Below are 1,946 nucleotides of genomic sequence, written 5' to 3' on the forward strand. Positions count from 1 at the left end.
AGATCGGCGTTCTCCGGCCCTCCGGTCCGGTTGATCGTGAAGACCGGTTCGCGCGCCCGGTCCATGGCCTCGACCACGGCCAGGAACATGACGTCGCCGAGCGAGGGCAGGGGCTCGCTTTCACGCATCAGATGTGCGTACGCCTCGCCGATGGTCCGGCTGCCGGTCTCCAGCGACTGCAGCGTGAGGCGTTCGGTAAGCGACAGCCCATCCCGCGTCCACGGCAGTTCGTGCAGATGCCGCAGGAGCGCCGCGGCCAAGTCGGGAAGCCCCGTCCCGTCCGTCCGCGCCACGGCCGCGAGCGCCCTGGGATCGTCGTTTCGCAAGGCATCCCAGGCCCGTTGGCCGATCTCCAGATCGGCGGCATCCACGGCGCGCCGGCGAGCCCACAGCATGCGGATCGCCTCCGGCGGCAGTTGGCCCAACCCGATGAAGCGCGCCGAGCCCGGGAAGTGGTTGATCGAGACGAGCTCGAGCACGGGCGGCGGGCCGTATCGCCGGAAATGGGCGAGGCAGCGTACGAGGACGAGCTGGTCGTAGTTGTCATGCTCCATCCATAGGACGACGCGCTCGTACTGCCCGGCGGCGAGCGCCAGGCCTTCCTGCTCCCCGCGGAGCTTCTCGGCGACCGCCGTCTCGGTCAGGCCGAGCGGGGCGCCGTAGGCCTCGGCGATGAAGCGGGCGCGCAGTGCCGACAGGTCGGCGTCCCGGGTCACGGGCCCCTGGCACAGCGGGTCCGAATATTCCAGGAAGTCGCCGGTGAAGCCGGCCTCGGTCAAGGTCTGCCGGATGTCGCTCCCGCACCGCAGATGAAGGGTCGGGCGGTCGCCATCAGGGGCGGAGCTGCCGGACCGCATGGCGGCCCGGGCGCGCGCCAGCGCGTCGGCATGGGCGCGCAGCCGCGGCCAGCTCGGCAGGCCCAGTTCGCGAGCGACGACGAGCTGGGCGTCGGCAAGACGGGGATCGAAGAGCGGGGCGCGGGGATGATGGGCCTGGAACCGGGCCCGTGCGTCGGGGGCGTCTGCGCGCAGCGCCCGATAGAGGTCCTTGGCGCGCTTTCTCTGCTGGTCGAGGTCGATGCGAAACGGGGCGCGCGTCCGCGCGGTGCGGTCGGTCATCGGAATCCCTTTCCGTTCGCGTCCGTGTCCGCCGGCAGACAGGAAAAGGGACGATGGCTCGAGAACCTTGCTCCAGAGTCGCGGGCGCAGCCCTTTCCGCGGACATGGCGGGACCGACCAGTCCCGCCTCGGATTCTTCGGATGGCGCAGCCGGTGTCAAGGGGATTTGGCGCAGGATTTCCCTGAGCGCTTGGTGACAGCGTGGGGGTTTGTGGGGGTTTGTGTGGGTCGTGTGGGGGTCGTGTGGGGGTGGGGGCGGCACAGCCCTGGCCGATGGCGGAAAGTTCCCTCTCCTGCGGGGGAGGGAGTTCTGGATTTTTGTCGGAAAGACATGCGGGAATATTCCCTCACCCTGTGGGAGAGAGAAGGGGCCCATGCGAAGCATGGGAAGGGTGAGGGGTGAGAATAGTTCAGTAATGGCGAGGGCATACCCCCTCACCCTCCCGCCGCTTTACGCGGCGGGCCCCTCCCTCTCCCGCTGGGAGAGGGGATAAATGCTACTTCCGGCGCGTCATCGACTTGAGGGCACGGCGCTCGCGGCGGTTCAGGGGCGGCTCGGCGGCGAGTTCGGCGACGACGGACGGCAGCATCGCCGTCAGGTCGAGGTCGTCGAGGATCGGGACGGGGGTGGGCTTTGCCAACTCGATCGCGGGCAGGCGGCCGTTGCCCTTGCCGTTCATGCCGTGGAGCTGCATCAGCCGGTCGATCGCGCGCAGCGCGTGGCCGGTCTGGCCGTTGGCGATGGAGTGCTCGACCAGGTGGGACAGCCAGGCCTCCAGGCGCTCGAACATGGCGGCGTGGCCGGTCTCGCGGGCGGCGGACAATGTG

The 1,946-nt window shown here is 69.6% G+C and carries 2 protein-coding genes; both read right to left on the reverse strand.

The genetic code is table 11. From position 1 onward, the window contains the following. Positions 1-1,118: DUF1835 domain-containing protein (locus VGO20_RS18300; protein WP_327503813.1), on the reverse strand; the 1,118-nt coding region annotated here is incomplete at its 3' end. 497 nt (positions 1,119-1,615) lie between these two features. After that, a partial coding sequence (locus VGO20_RS18305) for a hypothetical protein (RefSeq protein ID WP_327503814.1) occupies positions 1,616-1,946 on the reverse strand: 331 nt, incomplete at its 5' end.

Origin of the sequence: Arenibaculum sp. (genome assembly GCF_035998295.1) — a bacterium.
Classification (GTDB): domain Bacteria; phylum Pseudomonadota; class Alphaproteobacteria; order Azospirillales; family Azospirillaceae; genus DASYHS01.